This is a genomic window from Pseudomonas sp. FW215-R2, assembly GCF_058789255.1.
Genome location: NZ_JBYTBO010000001.1, coordinates 29,260 through 46,023, shown reverse-complemented (window position 1 = coordinate 46,023; position 16,764 = coordinate 29,260). Strand labels below are relative to the sequence as shown.

At 61.2% G+C, this 16,764-nt stretch carries 14 protein-coding genes; 4 read left to right on the top strand and 10 right to left on the bottom strand.

Going from position 1 to position 16,764, the window contains the following annotated elements; translation table 11 throughout:
* Window positions 1–158: 158 nt before the first annotated feature.
* The 10 genes from purH to gcbA all read right to left on the bottom strand — a co-directional run bounded on the left by purH (window position 159) and on the right by gcbA (window position 11,873).
* A complete protein-coding gene (gene purH, locus AC3WRD_RS00215) occupies window positions 159–1,766 on the bottom strand; it encodes a bifunctional phosphoribosylaminoimidazolecarboxamide formyltransferase/IMP cyclohydrolase (protein ID WP_102620083.1) in 1,608 nt (535 codons plus the stop codon).
* Between the two features lie 82 nt (window positions 1,767–1,848).
* Window positions 1,849–2,169 carry a DNA-binding transcriptional regulator Fis gene (gene fis, locus AC3WRD_RS00210; RefSeq protein ID WP_003186237.1) on the bottom strand — a complete coding sequence of 107 codons (321 nt, stop codon included), beginning with the start codon at window positions 2,167–2,169 and terminating at the stop codon, window positions 1,849–1,851.
* Window positions 2,166–3,176 (bottom strand): tRNA dihydrouridine synthase DusB, encoded by a 1,011-nt coding sequence (gene dusB / locus AC3WRD_RS00205; RefSeq protein WP_085732733.1) that lies wholly within the window; start codon window positions 3,174–3,176, stop codon window positions 2,166–2,168. The genes fis and dusB overlap by 4 nt, the downstream gene beginning before the upstream one ends.
* A gap of 185 nt (window positions 3,177–3,361) precedes the next feature.
* Complete coding sequence (locus AC3WRD_RS00200; protein WP_102620082.1) at window positions 3,362–4,633, bottom strand: DUF3426 domain-containing protein; 1,272 nt, start codon at window positions 4,631–4,633, stop codon at window positions 3,362–3,364.
* Between the two features lie 30 nt (window positions 4,634–4,663).
* Window positions 4,664–5,542: a 50S ribosomal protein L11 methyltransferase gene (gene prmA / locus AC3WRD_RS00195; protein WP_085732735.1), complete on the bottom strand. Its 879-nt coding sequence runs from the start codon at window positions 5,540–5,542 to the stop codon at window positions 4,664–4,666.
* A 166-nt stretch (window positions 5,543–5,708) separates the two neighbouring features.
* Window positions 5,709–7,067 carry an acetyl-CoA carboxylase biotin carboxylase subunit gene (gene accC / locus AC3WRD_RS00190; RefSeq protein ID WP_096819741.1) on the bottom strand — a complete coding sequence of 453 codons (1,359 nt, stop codon included), beginning with the start codon at window positions 7,065–7,067 and terminating at the stop codon, window positions 5,709–5,711.
* Window positions 7,068–7,084: 17 nt separating this feature from the next.
* Window positions 7,085–7,549: an acetyl-CoA carboxylase biotin carboxyl carrier protein gene (accB, locus tag AC3WRD_RS00185; protein ID WP_096819740.1), complete on the bottom strand. Its 465-nt coding sequence runs from the start codon at window positions 7,547–7,549 to the stop codon at window positions 7,085–7,087.
* Window positions 7,550–7,573: 24 nt separating this feature from the next.
* Window positions 7,574–8,029, bottom strand: a complete 456-nt coding sequence (gene aroQ / locus AC3WRD_RS00180; protein ID WP_096819739.1) for a type II 3-dehydroquinate dehydratase — start codon at window positions 8,027–8,029, stop codon at window positions 7,574–7,576.
* A 175-nt stretch (window positions 8,030–8,204) separates the two neighbouring features.
* A complete protein-coding gene (locus AC3WRD_RS00175) occupies window positions 8,205–9,248 on the bottom strand; it encodes a methyl-accepting chemotaxis protein (RefSeq protein ID WP_492574049.1) in 1,044 nt (347 codons plus the stop codon).
* A gap of 954 nt (window positions 9,249–10,202) precedes the next feature.
* Window positions 10,203–11,873, bottom strand: a complete 1,671-nt coding sequence (gene gcbA / locus AC3WRD_RS00170; protein ID WP_102620080.1) for a diguanylate cyclase GcbA — start codon at window positions 11,871–11,873, stop codon at window positions 10,203–10,205.
* A gap of 416 nt (window positions 11,874–12,289) precedes the next feature.
* Between gcbA and AC3WRD_RS00165 the strand changes: the two genes are divergently transcribed.
* The 4 genes from AC3WRD_RS00165 to speA all read left to right on the top strand — a co-directional run bounded on the left by AC3WRD_RS00165 (window position 12,290) and on the right by speA (window position 16,610).
* Window positions 12,290–13,357 carry a DUF2333 family protein gene (locus tag AC3WRD_RS00165; RefSeq protein ID WP_096819736.1) on the top strand — a complete coding sequence of 356 codons (1,068 nt, stop codon included), beginning with the start codon at window positions 12,290–12,292 and terminating at the stop codon, window positions 13,355–13,357.
* 3 nt (window positions 13,358–13,360) lie between these two features.
* On the top strand, window positions 13,361–13,918 hold the full coding sequence (locus AC3WRD_RS00160) for an NUDIX hydrolase (RefSeq protein WP_102620079.1): 558 nt from the start codon (window positions 13,361–13,363) through the stop codon (window positions 13,916–13,918).
* A gap of 187 nt (window positions 13,919–14,105) precedes the next feature.
* A complete protein-coding gene (locus tag AC3WRD_RS00155; protein ID WP_096819734.1) occupies window positions 14,106–14,477 on the top strand; it encodes a translation initiation factor Sui1 in 372 nt (123 codons plus the stop codon).
* A 219-nt stretch (window positions 14,478–14,696) separates the two neighbouring features.
* Window positions 14,697–16,610, top strand: coding sequence for an arginine decarboxylase (speA, locus tag AC3WRD_RS00150; RefSeq protein WP_096819733.1), 1,914 nt, complete (start codon window positions 14,697–14,699; stop codon window positions 16,608–16,610).
* Window positions 16,611–16,764: the final 154 nt, after the last annotated feature.

Genomic DNA, 16,764 nt, shown 5'->3' with positions numbered 1-16,764 from the left:
TTGGAACCTGAAGCGCTTCACGCTCCAGGAGGTCGCAATGAAGCCGGTAGATGCAAGGCGGAGTCGACCTCGGTGAGCGGAGTTGCCTTTTGGCAATGAGCATCATCGAGGTCGGCTCCAACGCAGCAGATGCCGGCTTCAGTGCGGCCGTTGTCTGATTAGTGACGGAAGTGGCGCATGCCTGTGAAGACCATGGCGATACCGGCTTCGTCAGCAGCAGCAATCACTTCAGCATCGCGCATCGAACCGCCTGGCTGGATCACTGCAGTGATACCCACCTTGGCCGCATTGTCCAGACCGTCGCGGAACGGGAAGAACGCATCGGATGCCATCACCGAACCGGCGACTTGCAGACCGGCGTGTTCAGCCTTGATCGCGGCAATACGTGCCGAGTTCACGCGGCTCATCTGGCCGGCGCCGACACCGATGGTCTGACGGTTCTTGGCGTAGACGATGGCGTTGGATTTAACGTACTTGGCCACTTTCCAGGCGAAGATCAGGTCGTGGATTTCCTGTTCGGTCGGGGCGCGCTTGGTCACCACTTTCAGGTCGTCGGCGCCGATCATGCCGATGTCGCGGCTCTGAACCAGCAGGCCGCCGTTGACGCGCTTGTAGTCCCAGGCAGCAGCGCGGTCAGCCGACCAGTCGCCGCAGGCCAGCAGGCGCACATTGGCCTTGGCAGCAACGATGGCGCGGGCTTCTTCGCTGACGCTCGGGGCGATGATCACTTCAACGAACTGACGCTCGACGATCGCCTTGGCGGTCTCGGCATCCAGTTCACGGTTGAAGGCGATGATGCCACCGAACGCCGACTCGGTGTCGGTGGCGTAGGCCAGTTCGTAGGCCTGACGGATGCCGCCTTCGGCGTCCGGGCTCACGGCCACGCCGCACGGGTTGGCGTGCTTGACGATCACGCAGGCTGGTTTGACGAAGCTCTTCACGCATTCCAGCGCGGCGTCAGTGTCGGCCACGTTGTTGTACGACAGCTCTTTGCCTTGCAGCTGGGTGGCGGTAGCGATGCCGACTTCGGCCGGCTTGGCTTCCACGTAGAACGCCGCGCTCTGGTGCGGGTTCTCGCCGTAGCGCATTTCCTGAGCCTTGATGAACTGGCTGTTGAAGGTGCGCGGGAATTCGCTGCGACCTTCGGTGCTCAGGGTCTCGGCAGCCTGGTTCACGGTGCCCATGTAGTTGGCGATCATGCCGTCGTAGGCGGCGGTGTGCTCGAACGCCTTGAGCATCAGGTCGAAACGCTGAGCATAGGTCAGGCCGCCGGCCTTGAGGTTTTCCAGGACGTTGGCGTAATCGCTGGCATTCACCACGATGGCCACGTCTTTATGGTTTTTCGCGGCCGAACGGACCATGGTCGGGCCGCCGATGTCGATGTTTTCGATGGCGGTCGGCAGGTCGCAGCCTGGTTTGCTGATGGTGGCTTCGAACGGGTACAGGTTGACGGCTACCAGATCGATCGGCTTGATGCCGTGCTCGTTCATGATCGCGTCATCGATACCGCGACGACCGAGGATCCCGCCGTGGATTTTCGGGTGCAGGGTTTTCACCCGCCCGTCCATCATCTCTGCGAAACCGGTGTAATCCGCGACTTCCACTGCGGCCACGCCGTTGTCCTGCAGCAGTTTGAAGGTCCCGCCGGTGGAAAGGATTTCCACGCCCAGGGCTTCCAGCTCCCTGGCGAATTCGAGGATCCCGGTCTTGTCGGAAACACTGATCAAGGCGCGGCGGATCGGCAGGCGGGTAGTCTGGTCGGTCATCTCAATTTCCATCAAAAGCAAGGGAAGTCAGCAAAAAAGGCGACCGGTTTTACGCGGGCGCCTTTCTGGTTTGATTGAATGCTTACAGCAGATCGTACTGCTTGAGTTTCTTGCGCAGCGTGCCGCGGTTGAGTCCGAGCAGCTCGCTGGCTTTGGTCTGGTTGCCCTTGACGTAGTTCATCACGCTTTCGAGCAGGGGAGCCTCGACTTCGGAGAGCACCAGGTTGTACACGTCCGTGACGGCTGCGCCCTCAAGGTGGGCGAAATAATTGTGCAGCGCCTTCTCGACACTCCCGCGAAGGGTCTGGCCTTCTTCGCTCGGTGTATTGAGGTGCTGTTTCAAATTCACGTTGTCGCTCACGGGTGTTGTTCCACTCACTAAAGTCTCGGTCATCATCGTCATGCGGCCACCCCTTCTCCGTCCCCTGTCAGGCTCTTGTAACGTTCGGCGAAGAACTCCCGAACGTTGGCGCATTGTGTTTCCGTACCATCCAAACGATTGAAACGGGCGCGAAACTCCTTGGCGCCCGGCAAGGTTGCGAGATACCAGCCCACATGCTTTCGGGCAATGCGTACACCCATCACGTCCCCATAAAAGGCGTGGAGGGCGGCCAGATGCTCAAGCAGAATGCGTTCCACCTCGATCAGCTCCGGCGCCGGCAGTTTTTCGCCGGTACGCAGGAAGTGTTCGATCTCACGAAAAATCCATGGCCGCCCCTGGGCGGCCCGGCCGATCAACAGGCCATCGGCACCGGTCGCGTCGAGCACGTAGCGGGCCTTTTCCGGCGATACGATGTCGCCGTTGGCAAAGACCGGAATCGACACCGCCTGCTTGATCGCGGCAATGGTGTCGTACTCGGCTTCGCCGGTGTACAGGTCGGCGCGGGTGCGGCCATGCACCGCCAGCGCCGTGATCCCGGCCTGCTCGGCGATCTTCGCCACGGTCAGGCCGTTCTTGTTGTCGCGATCCCATCCGGTGCGGATCTTCAGGGTCACCGGCACATCAACCGCAGCCACCACGGCATGCAGGATCTCGGTAACCAGTGCTTCATCCTTCAACAACGCGGAGCCGGCAGCCTTGTTGCAGACCTTTTTTGCCGGGCAACCCATGTTGATGTCGATAATCTGTGCACCCAGTTCGACGTTGGCCCGGGCCGCATCCGCCAGCATCTGCGCGTCGCCACCGGCAATCTGTACCGAGCGTGGCTCGGGATCGCCTTCGTGGATCATGCGCATGCGCGACTTGCGGGTATTCCACAGGCTCATGTCACTGGTGACCATTTCCGAGACTACAAGCCCTGCGCCCAATCGCTTGCACAACTGACGAAAGGGCTGGTCGGTGACACCCGCCATGGGGGCGAGGATCAAGCCGTTCTGCAATGTATATGGGCCGATGCGTACCGCCGACATAGGACTTCCCTGAAGTGGGGCCGGATCATGAGAGTTCGAAAAAGGGTTGGCATGATACCCGCTCTCGATGACTGGATAAAGGCTGAATTGAACAAAATCTGAACAGTTATTCTGTTATTACCGCCGGTTTGGTCGGTCGATGCCCAGTCAGAAAACTGCCGTCAAACCCGGAGCGGTGAAGCGTTTCACTCGGGCGAGTGGAAACTCAGGCTGTAGTTCACCGCTTTCGGCCCCGGGTCGAGGATGTCGAGGGCGATGTGGATCGGCGTCTGCGGCGGCATCTCCGCCATGCCTTCGAGGTCGCCGTTGAGGTATTCGCCGGGTTTGAAGCGACGGCTGGCGATCAGGTGGCCGTTGAGGTCGGCGAAGCGCAACTCCAGCAGCGGGAACGGTTGCGAGAAGGGTGCGCGGTTATAAATGATCGCGTCCACCACCAGCGCTCCGCTGAATTCCGGGTGGCTGCGCACTACCAGGTTGCTGCTCTTGATCTTGGCGATATCGACCTTGGACGGCACCGTGCAGCCGATCTGCGGGCACAGTTGCTGGAACCACGGGCGGTATTGATCCTGGCGAGCCAGCTCATCGAAATGATAGGCGATGTACTGACCGGCGAGGGCGCTGGCGGCCAGCAGGATCAACAACAGCCAGAGCAGGCGTCGGCCCCAGGGCGAACGGCGCTTCTGCCAGTCCAGTTGCAGCGGATCGTCGGTCAGGTCCTGCAGCACTTCGGCACGTACGCCGGGCTCGCTGCGTTCGCGCTTTTTACGCGGCGGCTCGACCGGTGTCAGATCGTCGTCCGTCTCGTCACTGGCCGACAGGCGTTCGTGGCGCGCGGAATGATCGATCGGGTCGTGCAGGCGCAGTTGCGGGATGGGCGGCTCGTCATCGAGGTCCACCGGTTCCAGCGACAACGAAGGTTCGGTGCGTTCCGGTTTTACCGGTTCCGGATCGACGACTTCGGTTTCATGCTCGGGTTCGCTGATCCGCTCGTCCGCCGGTTCGCTGAACAGGCTGTCCGACCACGGCTCGTCTTCCGGCTCATGGCTGTCGCGTCGAGCGCTGAGAGACTCTTCGCGCGGGCGGCCGAATTCGGTGGTCGGCTGGATTTCCCGCTGCTCGAGGCGGGCCAGTTCCTGATCCAGGTCCAGGCTGTCCAGATCCAGCTCGGCGGCGCTCCACTGCTTCTGGCTGATGGTGCGCGGCTCAGGCGGTTCGATTGGCTCGGGTGGTCTGGCGACGACCGGTGCTTCGGTGACCGGTGCCGGTTCGACGATGGCTGGCGCTACCGGCGTGACTGCTTCCTTGCCTGCGCGTTGTTCGAGCAACTGCTTGGCTGCGTTGAACACTTGCAGGCAGGAGCCGCAACGAACCACCCCGCGGGCCACGCTCAATTGAGTGTGGCTGACGCGGAAACTGGTTTGGCAATGCGGGCACTGGGTGACGAAGCTGTCGGTCATGCGGCGATCCGGATTGAGCAGGCGGTCATTCTAGCGCCGACGGCCGGTGATGCGCACCCAGCCATCGCGATTGGCGATCGGGTCGAGATCGAAGTCCTGCGCGTAGGCGGCGGCGACTTCTTCACCTTGTTCGGCGAGGATCCCGGACAGTGCGAGACGCCCGCCGGACTTGACCAGGCCGGACAGTTGCGGCGCCAGGGAAACCAGCGGGCCGGCCAGAATATTGGCCACCAGCACGTCAGCTTTGACCTGCGGCAGATCCTCCGGCAGATACAGCGGGAACAGCTCGTCGGCAATGCCGTTGCGACCGGCGTTGTCGCGGGACGCTTCCAGCGCCTGCACGTCGATGTCGGTACCGACGGCTTCCTTGGCACCGAGCAGCAGGGCGGCGATGGCCAGAATCCCCGAGCCGCAACCGAAGTCCAGCACGTTGCAGTCTTTCAGGTCCTGACCGTCCAGCCATTCCAGGCACAGGGCCGTGGTCGGGTGGGTGCCGGTGCCGAACGCCAGGCCCGGATCCAGCAACAGGTTGACTGCGTCAGGTTGCGGCGCGGCGTGCCAGCTCGGCACGATCCACAGGCGCTGGCCGAATTGCATCGGCTGGAAACCGTCCATCCAGCTGCGTTCCCAGTCCTGGTCTTCGATCACTTCGCTGTGATGCTCGGGCAGCGGGCTGCCGGTCAGCAGTTCGAGATGGGCCAGTACCGGCGCCGCTTCGGTGCCGCCCTCGAACAGGGCCAGCAGGTGGGTGTGCGCCCACAGCGGGGTGGTATTGAGTTCCGGTTCGAAGATCGGCTGATCTTCGGCGTCCATGAAGGTCACCGAAACGGCGCCCACTTCAAGGAAAGCGTCTTCGTAGGTTTCGGCTTGTTCTGGGCTGATGGCGAGACGGACTTGCAGCCAAGGCATGGCGGGCACCTGTGAAAAAGATTGATTGCAGCCTAGCGGCCTGCGAGAAGCGCGCAAGTTTACGCGAGCGCGACGGTTTTGTGGGAGCGGGTAATGTGTGAGCAGATGAAACCTTCGGAAACAACAAAGCCGCCCGAAGGCGGCTTTGTCATATGCGGGCTGAAGCTTAGTGCTTCTCGCCAGCCAGCTTGTGCTCGAGGTAGTGAATGTTCACGCCCCCTTTGCAGAAGCCTTCGTCGCGGGTCAGGTCACGGTGCAGCGGGATGTTGGTCTTGATCCCGTCAACCACGATTTCGTCCAGGGCATTGCGCATGCGTGCCATGGCTTCGTCGCGGGTGGCGCCGTAAGTGATCAGCTTGCCGATCAGCGAGTCGTAGTTCGGCGGAACTGCATAACCGCTGTAAAGGTGCGAATCGACGCGAACGCCGTTGCCGCCTGGTGCGTGGAAATGCTTGACCGTGCCCGGGCTCGGCATGAAGGTTTTCGGGTCTTCAGCGTTGATCCGGCATTCCAGCGAGTGACCGCGGATGACCACGTCATCCTGAGTGAACGACAGCTTGTTGCCAGCGGCGATGCTGAGCATCTCCTTGACGATGTCGATACCGGTGACCATTTCCGAAACCGGGTGCTCCACCTGAACACGGGTGTTCATTTCGATGAAGTAGAAACGACCGTTCTCGTACAGGAACTCGAAGGTGCCGGCGCCACGGTAGCCGATGTCGACGCACGCCTTGACGCAGCGAGCGAGGACTTCCTTGCGGGCCTGCTCGTCGATGCCCGGTGCCGGCGCTTCTTCGAGGACCTTCTGGTGACGGCGCTGCAGCGAGCAGTCACGGTCGCCCAGGTGGATGGCGTTACCCTGGCCGTCGGACAGAACTTGCACTTCGACGTGACGCGGGTTGGTCAGGAATTTTTCCAGATAGACCATCGGGTTGCCGAACGCCGCGCCAGCTTCGGTGCGGGTCAGCTTGGCGAAGGCGATCAGGTCTTCTTCCTTGTGCACCACGCGCATGCCGCGACCACCACCGCCGCCAGCGGCTTTGATGATCACCGGGTAGCCGACTTCACGACCGATGCGCAGTGCCGTTTCTTCGTCTTCCGGCAGTGGGCCGTCGGAGCCTGGAACGGTTGGAACGCCCGCTTCGATCATCGCGTGCTTGGCCGATACCTTGTCGCCCATCAGGCGAATGGTGTCGGCTTTCGGGCCGATGAAAGCGAAACCGGAGTTCTCGACCTGCTCGGCAAAGTCGGCGTTTTCCGCGAGGAAACCGTAGCCTGGGTGAATGGCGGTAGCGCCAGTCACTTCAGCGGCCGCGATGATTGCCGGGATGTGCAGGTAAGAGTGCGCGGCAGAAGCCGGGCCGATGCAGACGGATTCGTCTGCCAGACCCAGGTGCATCAGCTCTTTGTCGGCCTTGGAGTAAACGGCGACGGTCTTGATGCCCATCTCTTTGCAGGCACGCAGAATCCGCAGGGCGATCTCACCGCGGTTAGCGATCAGAACTTTTTCCAACTTCGCAGTCATCAAAGGCTCTCCGCAGTTCAAACGATGGTGAACAGCGGTTGGTCGTACTCAACCGGCTGGCCGTCTTCGACGAGGATGGACTCGATCACACCGCTGGTTTCAGCTTCGATGTGGTTCATCATCTTCATGGCTTCAACGATGCACAGGGTGTCGCCTTTCTTCACGGTCTGGCCGACTTCAACGAAGGACGGCGAGGTTGGCGAAGATTTGCGATAGAAGGTGCCGACCATCGGCGAACGGGCAACGGTGCCGTTCAGCGCTGGAGCAGCAGCGGCAGCCGGAGCGGCGGCAGCGACTGGAGCGGCAGCGGCAACAGGTGCAGCGGCCGGAGCCTGCATCGGAGCCGGTGCGTAGTACTGCTGCGCCGGGGTCTTGCTGTGGCGGCTGATGCGTACGGACTCTTCGCCTTCCTTGATCTCGAGCTCGTCGATGCCGGACTCTTCCAGCAATTCGATCAGTTTCTTAACTTTACGGATATCCATGAATCATCAACTCCCAAGGGTCGGTCAGGGGCGTATAGCTTGTTGTTCAAGCTGCTCTAGTGCAGCCTCCAGGGCCAGTCGATAACCGCTGGCGCCAAGGCCGCAGATCACTCCCACCGCTACGTCGGAGAAGTAAGAGTGATGGCGGAAAGGTTCGCGTTTGTGCACGTTGGACAAATGCACTTCGATGAATGGGATGCTCACCGCCAGCAGCGCGTCACGTAATGCGACACTTGTGTGTGTAAAAGCTGCTGGGTTGATCAGAATGAAGTCCACACCTTCGCCGCGTGCGGCGTGGATGCGGTCGATCAATTCGTACTCGGCGTTGCTTTGCAGGTACAGCAGGTGATGGCCGGCTTCTCGGGCGCGGCGTTCCAGGTCCTGATTGATCTGCGCCAGGGTCGTCGACCCGTAGGTCCCGGGTTCGCGGGTGCCGAGCAGGTTCAGGTTGGGGCCGTGCAGCACCAGTAGCGTTGCCATCTGCGTGTTCCTTGTTATGGGTGAGCCTTCGTCAGAACCCGGCGACTATGCCGCAAAGACTTTGTGACTGTCCAGTTCTCTGCAATAGCCAGCACGATCTCCGATGTTTGCGCGAAATATGTGACTGAGTGATCAGATCCGGTCATTCGCGCCGCCAAACCCCGCAGAGTTGCGATCAGACGCGGAAAGCCTGAACCGCTGTATGCAGTTGCCCACCCAATACCAGCAGATTCTCGCCCTGTTCGCGTCCTTCGCCGATGCGCAGCAAGTTATCCCCACCCAATTGGTGAATCCGTTCGCTGTGATCGCGGATTTCGCTGACCGCGCCACTTTGCTGCGCGGTGACATCGGCGATACGGACTGCCGTGTCGGAAATGGTCTGGATCGCGCCGACGATCTTGTCCAGCGCGCCGTCCGCCGATTGCGCCTGATTGGCTGTGGCTTCGGCGTGTTCAACCTGAGCGCGCATGCCTTCGACCGATTGTCGGGCCGCAGTTTGCAGACCGGCGATCAAGGTTTGGATTTCTGCGGTGGCGCCGGCGGTGCGCTGTGCCAGTGAGCGGACTTCCTCGGCCACCACGGCAAAACCGCGGCCCATTTCCCCGGCGCGGGCGGCTTCGATCGCTGCGTTCAGCGCCAGCAGGTTGGTCTGGTCGGCAATCGAGCGAATCACCGTCAGCACGCCGCCGATGGTGGCCGACTCTTCGGCCAGATGCTCGATCATCTGCGCATTGCCTTGCACTTCCTCTACCAGCGCATGCAATCCGGTGAGGCTCAGGCCAATGACTTTTTGCCCATGCTCGACAGCCTGTCCTGCGTGACGGCTGGCGTCTGCGGCCTGACGTGCATCACCGGCCACTTGCTGGATGGTCGCTTCCAGTTCGCTCAGGGAGTCGCGGATCAGTGCTGTATCGCCGGCCTGATGTTCGGCACCGCTGTGCAGGTCATTGCTCAGATCGGCGAGGGTGCGACTGCTGCCCGCCACTTGTTCGGCATTGCCGCGAATCGTCCCGACCAGATCCACCAGATAGGCACGCAGGCGGTTGAGCGAGGCTTCGATGTCGTGCAGTTCGCGGTTGGTCTTGCCCAGATGAATGTCTTGGCTGAAATCACCCTCGGCCCAGGTCGACAGAGCAGGGGCGAGGTTGGTCAGGGTACGGGCCAGGCGTCGTTGCAGGGTGTCGATCAGCAGGGCGATCAACAGGATCAGGCCGATCATCACGCCTTGCATCAGGCGGACTTCGCTCTGGATCTGGCCATGCTGGGCGCGCACCACTGGCTCCAGGCCGGAGATGGCTTGTTGAACGGCGGCGATTTTCTGGTGGGTGGCGGTGCTGAGCTCGGTGCGTTTCTGGATCTGGTCGCGAGTGCGGGCCAGTTCTGCAGGGTAACGGCCGAGCAAACTGTTGAGTTCGCGTTTGAGGCCGACGCCGGCATCTTCGGCGACCGCTTTTTCAGTGCTTTCAATGCCCATCATCGAGGCGAAATCGTCGCTGCCGGATTCACTGCGGGTGACCACGCCAAGCAAGGGCAGGGCATCGATCGCCTGGGCCTGGGTGCGGATGTTGGTGACTTCGCGTTCGACGTCGGCGGCCAGTTCACTGCGCCCGCTGCTGACCAGTTTGTCCCGGGCCAGCGACAACTTGCCCAGGTGTTGAGAGGCCGCGAGCAGCGGCGTCAGGTAAGTCGAGTTGCCGCCGGCATAGGTGCTGAGTTGATCGAGGCTGGCGCTCAGTTCGCGCTCGGCCTGCAACAGCAACGCCTGTGGATCCCCGGCCAGTTTGCCGGCGGCGAGCAGGTCGGTCTTGCTGAATTCGTCGAGGCTAGACAGGCTCGGGCGCAGGGTGTCGGCCAACGCTGGCGGCAGTTCGCCGAGCTCTTTCTGCAGGCTGTCGATGGCCTGGCTGGCGCTGCTCAGGCGCAAGGCGTCGCCGCTACCGAGGTAGTCCTCGACGTTGCGCGCGACTTCATTCTGAAATTGCTGGGACAGCCCGAGGTAGCGCTCCATCAGCAGATAAGGGCGTTCGAGGGCTTTCTGCGACCACCACAGCGTGGCGCCGAGGGCCACGCAGACGGCGACCAGCAACAGCGTGTTGAGATTGGTGAGCAACTTCAGGCGCATGACGGCTACCAACGGCAGAAATGGTAAGCGCCTGAATTTATTGCGGTTCTGTTACAGGGTTATGACCGAATCAGTGGAATCCGGTGAAAAAGTGGCACTTTGCTTTGAGTCCCGCGCGGTCTGCACCCGATTGCGGCCTTCACCCTTGGCGCGGTACAGCGCCTCGTCGGCCTGGCTCGCCATCATCAGGCTGTCGGAATCGTCGTGCATCTCCACCACCCCGGCGCTGAACGTGCACCACAGATCGTGGGGTTGGGCCGGGTAATGGATTTCGGCGAAGCGCTGGCGAATTTCGTCGAGCACTTTGTGCGCGGCGTCTATATCGGTGTCGGGCATGACAATGGCGAATTCTTCGCCGCCGTAACGGCCGATGAAATCGGTCTTGCGCAGACGCTGCTTGAGGAACAGCGCCAGACTCTTGATCACCCGGTCGCCCATGGGGTGGCCGTGGCTGTCGTTGACCCGTTTGAAGTGGTCGATGTCGAGCATCGCAAAACTCAGCGGCTTGTTTTCGCGGCGGGCGCGGAACGAGCAGTCTTCCAGTAACTGAAGAATGTGCGTGTGGTTGTACAGGCCCGTGAGGCTGTCGCGGACCATTCGCGCCTTGAGATTGCGTGCCCGTGCCGCGCGGTTGCGCACCGTGGTGATCAGGTGACGCGGCTTGATCGGTTTGGTCAGGAAGTCGTCGCCACCCTCGCTCATGGCGTCGAGCTGCTTGTCCAGGTCGTCTTCGGCCGACAAGTAAATGATCGGCACGCTGACGTAGCGATCGTTGTGGCGGATGACCTTGGCCAGTTCGGTGCCGGTGCAGGCTGGCATGTACATGTCGAGGATGATCAGGTCCGGCTGGAAGTCCGCCAGCTCGGCCATGGCCTGAATCGGCTCGATCAGCGTGCGGGTGACGATCCCGGCGCTGTTGAGCAGCCGCTCGGTGTGCATCGCCTGGGCGCGGGAGTCGTCGATTATCAGCACTTTATAAGGTTCGTACTGGGCGACGCAGGTCAGGACTTCGATTTTTTCCAGCAGGCTCGAGGCTTCGAGGGTGCCGGTGAGAAACTCCTGACCACCGGCGCGCACGGCGGCGAGGCGGGTCGGGGTGTCGGTTTCATGCAAGCTGAAGAACAGCAGCGGCAACGGTTCTTCCAGACCTTGCTGGGCTTCGGCGGCGAGTTTCAGGCCGACGCCGGCGCCGCTGAAATCCACGTCCATGACGATGGCGGCCGGCAGGCGCTCGACCATCGAGGAGCGAAACGCCGACACGCTGTCCAGTGCCTGGGCGCTCAGACCAAAAAATTCAAGTTGCTTGGCCAGCCGCTCGGCGCGGTCGTGATCCTGAAGCATCACGTAGATCGGTTTGCGCAGGGGCGGCAGAAAGGTCTGGTCGAGCTGATCACCATGGCGCAGGCCGGTGCGCGACAAACGCTGCATCAAACGGTTGAGGTCGGTGATCAGGCCGCTGCTCAGGCGCCCGCGATTGGCGTCCACCGCTTCCAGCGACTGGCTGATGTGGTGGGCGAGTTGAGTGTGCTCGGGCTGTTCGAAGCGCTCGGCAAAACGCAGCAGGCGCAGGTTGGCCTCGCTCAGTTCGGCGAGGTCGGCAGTGGACCACTCACTGCGTTGCAGGCGCTGCCATATCTCAAGAATCTGACGTGCCTGATGAATTACCCGCTGGGCAAAGTGGTGCTTGAGGCGCTCACGGCTGGGGTCTTCTGGCTCGGTCATATCCTGACTACTAGTTAGGGTGCATGCTGAGATCGACTGGTGGCTCTATGCTAGCACCTCTTTCCGGTTACATGAGTGTCGTACGTCAATAATCTGCGGTGCGTCACCATTCAGTTTCCGACCGGCGGGTTTCAATCCGAACCGGATCATCGGGAAAGTCCCCGTGAACAGGGCACTTCGTGGCGTATCGAGAAACAGGTTCTGCCGAAAGCGCGAAACGAAAACCTGAGGGTTCACGAATTTTTCCATCGTTATCGACAAGGTTTTCTCAGGGCGACGGGTATCAGGGAATCCCTTAGCGCACGACGGCAAGCCCAAAGAGTCACCCCCTGTCATTATTGACGGGTGCGGGCCAGAGGCACGTTGTTGTATGGTTGCTGTCGAACCGTTGAACCCAAGATTGAAAGGATATCGCCATGCTGGACTGGAAGAATCGCGCGGGCAGCGCGCCCGAACGTGCCGCCGAGCCGAAGTCGGCCGCGCGCAGCTATGTTGGCGGCCTGTTGTTCAGCCGCGCGCTGGCCACGCTGGTCGGTATTTACCTGTTGGTGACCATCGGTCTGGGCTGGTACTGGAGTGAAGAGCCGGCCCTGTTTCCGGTGGCGCAGAACGCACAGCTTGCCGCCGAGAAAGAAGGCAAGCAGATGGTGGTTGGCTATACCACCGTCGAAACCCTGAAGACCGTCGCCGGCACGCTGCTGAACAAGCCGGGCGGCTACATTTCCAATGACCGTTTCCCGCCGGGCCTGTGGATGGACAACATGCCGAGCTGGGAATATGGCGTACTGGTGCAGGTGCGTGACCTGACCCGTGCCTTGCGCAAGGACTTCGCCCGCTCGCAGTCGCAATCGGCTGAAGACGCCGATCTGGCCAAGGCCGAACCGCGCTTCAACTTCGACAACAAGAGCTGGATCCTGCCGTCCAGCGAGTCGGAATACCAGGAAGGCATCAACTCCCTGAGCCGTTATCAGGCGCGCCTGTCTGACCCGACGCAAAAGAACGCGCTGTTCTACGCTCGCGCCGACAACCTGAACAACTGGCTGGGTGATGTCGGGACTCGTCTCGGTTCGCTGTCGCAACGCCTGTCGGCCAGTGTCGGCCGGGTCAAGCTCAACACCGCGCTGAAAACCGAAGTGCCGGCGGTGGGTGAAGTGCCACAGGTCGACGAGGAAATCGTCGAGACCCCGTGGATGCAGATCGACAACGTGTTCTATGAAGCCCGCGGTCAGGCCTGGGCGCTGTCGCACATGCTGCGTGCCATCGAAGTCGATTTCGCCGACGTGCTGGCGAAGAAGAACGCCACGGTCAGCGTGCGCCAGATCATTCGTGAACTGGAGGCTTCGCAGGAGCCGGTGTGGAGCCCGATGATCCTCAACGGCAGCGGCTTCGGGGTGCTGGCCAACCACTCGCTGGTGATGGCCAACTACATTTCCCGGGCCAACGCCGCCGTGATCGATCTTCGTCAACTGCTCAATCAGGGCTGAGTCATGAGCGACAACGCCAGAGAGGCGGCCCACCGCGCGGCCTCGGATGCCGAACAGATCGCCTGGGTCGACGAGCAGGACAACCTGCTCGGCGCCCTGGTGCGCTCCGACTTGCGCGAGCGCGGGCTGATCGGGCGTGGCACCTACATCATGCTGTTCAACTCCGCCGGTGAACTCTGTGTCCATCGGCGGACCCTGAGCAAAGCCATTTATCCCGGCTACTGGGATGTGGCGGCAGGCGGCATGGTGCAGGCGAACGAGTCCTACGCCGAGTCGGCGGCCCGAGAGCTGGAAGAAGAGTTGGGGGTGAGCGGTGTCGAGCTGACGGCCCACGACCATTTCTACTTCGAGGACACCGGCAATCGCCTGTGGTGCTCGGCGTTCTCGGCAGTGTGGGACGGGCCGCTGATCCTGCAACCGGAAGAAGTGCTCGAAGCGCGCTTCATTCCGGTCGCCCAGGTCATGCTGGAAATCGAGCAAAAGCCTTATTGCCCGGACTCTCTGGCAGCCTTGAAGCGCTATCTGAAGGCTCAACAAAGCAACGTCGCAAAGAACTCATAAAATGGCGCCGATTGGCACTTAGCAATCGGCGTTTTTGCCGTTACACTGCGCGACCTTTTCAAGCTGTGCCGGCCTGCTTTACAGGAGCAACCGGCACAGTAGCGCTGCCCCTGCCTGAGTGGGGCTTCGCGGTCGATAGCCTTGCCCAAGGCTGCGATCAGTCTTTGTCCTCCCAAGAGGATTGCCGGTGGCCAAAAAAGCCGCATCCTTCGCCGCCCTGGGCGGCCTGGTATTTTCCACCGACGCAGGTCGTCATTGCCCGGAATGCAGTAAGCCGGTGGACGCCTGTATCTGCAGACAAACCGTGATCCCGGCCGGCGACGGCATTGCCCGCGTGCGCCGCGAGAGCAAGGGCCGTGGCGGCAAGACGGTGACCACCATCACCGGCGTGCCCCTGGCCGAAGACGCACTCAAGGAGCTGGCGACAACGTTGAAGAAACGTTGCGGCACCGGCGGTGCGTTGAAAGACGGGATCATCGAAATCCAGGGCGATCATGTCGAGCTACTCTTGGCCGAGTTGATCAAGCACGGTTTCAAGGCGAAGAAGTCCGGCGGCTAGCAGCCTCTGTGAAAACCACCAGCGGCTTGATCCGGCTCTGATTGTCATCAGTCCCGGCGTCGCCTCCATGGTTTTCACAGAGCCTGTTCATGACCGGTTTCTAAACTCAACGCTGTCAGCGCGGTCTACCGCCCCGCTGACGAACCGTCATTTTCATTCTTTAGACTGCGCCGGCCTGCAATCAGGCGACGCACTATGACTTCTTTATAGGGGACTTCGATGTCCGTACGACGCACACGCAAAGACGATGGCAGCCAATGGACAGTTGCGGACAGCCGCAGTGTTTACGGGATTCGCCATTGGGGGGCCGGGTATTTCGCGATCAATGACGCCGGTCGCGTCGAAGTTCGTCCGAACGGCCCGAGCAGTTCACCGATCGACCTGTTCGAACAAGTCGACCAGCTGCGCAAGAGCGGTCTGTCCTTGCCGCTGCTGGTGCGTTTCCCCGACATTCTGCAAGACCGCGTCCGTCAGCTGACCGGTGCGTTCGATGCCAACATCGAGCGTCTGGAGTACCAGAGCAAGTACACCGCGCTGTACCCGATCAAGGTCAACCAGCAGGAAGCGGTGATCGAAAACATCATCGCGACCCAGAACGTCTCCATCGGTCTGGAAGCCGGCTCCAAGCCTGAGCTGCTGGCCGTGCTGGCGCTGGCACCGAAGGGCGGCACCATCGTCTGCAACGGTTACAAGGACCGCGAGTTCATCCGTCTGGCGCTGATGGGCCAGAAGCTCGGCCACAACGTGTTCATCGTGATCGAGAAAGAATCCGAAGTCGGTCTGGTGATCGAAGAAGCGGCTTCGCTGAAGGTCAAGCCACAGGTCGGCCTGCGTGTTCGCCTGTCGTCGCTGGCTTCGTCGAAGTGGGCGGACACCGGTGGCGAGAAATCCAAGTTCGGTCTGTCGGCCGCGCAACTGCTGTCCGTGGTCGAGCGCTTCCGCGCCGCCGGCCTGGACCAGGGCATCCGCCTGCTGCATTTCCACATGGGTTCGCAGATCGCCAACCTGGCCGACTACCAGCACGGCTTCAAGGAAGCGATCCGTTATTACGGCGAATTGCGCAACCTGGGTCTGCCGGTCGATCACATCGACGTCGGTGGCGGTCTGGGTGTCGACTACGACGGTACCCACTCGCGCAATGCCAGTTCGATCAACTACGACATGGACGACTACGCCGGTGTCGTGGTCGGCATGCTCAAGGAATTCTGCGATGCGCAGAGCCTGCCGCATCCGAACATTTTCTCTGAAAGTGGCCGCTCGCTGACCGCACACCACGCCATGCTGGTGGTGCAAGTCACCGACGTCGAGAAGCACAACGACGACGTGCCGCAGATCGAGAACAAGGAGTCGCTGCCGGAAACCGTGCAATGGCTGGTTGATCTGCTCGGCCCGACCGACATCGAAATGGTCACCGAAACCTACTGGCGCGCCACTCACTACATGAGCGACGTGGCTGCCCAGTACGCCGACGGCAAACTGACCCTGGCCGAGAAAGCCCTGGCCGAACAGTGCTATTTCGCCGTGTGCCGTCGCCTGCACAACTCGTTGAAAGCGCGTCAGCGTTCGCACCGTCAGGTGCTGGACGAACTCAACGACAAGCTGGCCGACAAGTACATCTGCAACTTCTCGGTGTTCCAGAGCCTGCCGGATACCTGGGCCATCGGCCAGGTGTTGCCGATTCTGCCGTTGCATCGTCTCGACGAAGAGCCGCTGCGTCGTGCTGTCCTGCAAGACCTGACCTGCGACTCCGACGGCAAGATCAAGCAATACGTCGACGAGCAGAGCATCGAGACCAGTCTGCCGGTGCACGGGCTGAATGACGGTGAGGATTACCTGCTGGGTATCTTCCTGGTGGGCGCCTATCAGGAAATTCTCGGCGACATGCACAACCTGTTCGGTGACACCGACTCGGTGAACATCTACCAGAACGCCGACGGCAGCGTGTACCACGCCGGGATCGAAACTCATGACACCATCGAAGACATGCTGCGCTATGTGCACCTGTCGCCGGAAGAGCTGATGACCCACTACCGCGACAAGTGCGCCAGTGCCCGTATCAGCGCTACCGAACGTACCCAGTTCCTCGATGCGCTGCGCCTGGGTCTGACCCGCTCCTCCTACCTGTCTTCCTGACGTCAGGTTCCGAATCCATCAGGTTGTCTGAAATTGTTCCGCACGCAGCGGAAGTTTCGGATGACCTGATGAGACTTCTCTTTTTCTGCTAGCGAATTGGCCTTCATCCTCACAAGAAAAGTGATGTTGTCTGCTTTTCGCGTAGGCCATTTCC